Here is a 416-nt window from a genome sequence, read left to right as displayed (position 1 = left end):
AGCTCCACCCTAAACTTTTAAAACCTTAACTCCCACCTAAGATTAACAAACCAGCGAGGTGTTAGATGTGCCAGCAGAGGGATACATGGAAAAGCTTAAAAACTTCTTATCAGAGACCAAAAGGGTTTTATTAGTCACAAAAAAACCGAGCGGCAAAGAGTATAAGATGGCTGCAAAGATTACTGGCCTTGGAATAATACTAATTGGCTTAATTGGGATGGTTATCCGTATTATAGGTACCTTGATAACAGGTCAATGACCTTTTTGGTGGTAAAGATGAGTGACAGCAAAATATTTGCAGTAAGGGTTACAGTAGGTCAGGAAGAAACAACAGCTAGGTTAGTTTACAGCAAAGCAAAAACATACAATCTGCCAATTTATGCCATATTAACTCCTTCGAAGGTTAAGGGATACAT

The 416-nt window shown here is 38.5% G+C and carries 1 protein-coding gene and 1 pseudogene; both read left to right on the top strand.

What is annotated here, in order from left to right; genetic code table 11:
* Positions 1 to 85: 85 nt before the first annotated feature.
* Complete coding sequence (locus tag E3E37_RS11270; RefSeq protein ID WP_167717440.1) at positions 86 to 259, top strand: protein translocase SEC61 complex subunit gamma; 174 nt, start codon at positions 86 to 88, stop codon at positions 257 to 259.
* Between the two features lie 17 nt (positions 260 to 276).
* A pseudogene (locus E3E37_RS11265) lies at positions 277 to 416 on the top strand (transcription elongation factor Spt5); the annotation flags it as partial.

This window comes from Thermococcus sp. ES12 (assembly GCF_012027515.1).
In the GTDB taxonomy this organism is placed as follows: Archaea; Methanobacteriota_B; Thermococci; order Thermococcales; family Thermococcaceae; genus Thermococcus; species Thermococcus barossii.
The sequence above is the reverse complement of the archived record's forward strand: the minus strand, read 5'-3'. Positions and strand labels throughout refer to the sequence as shown.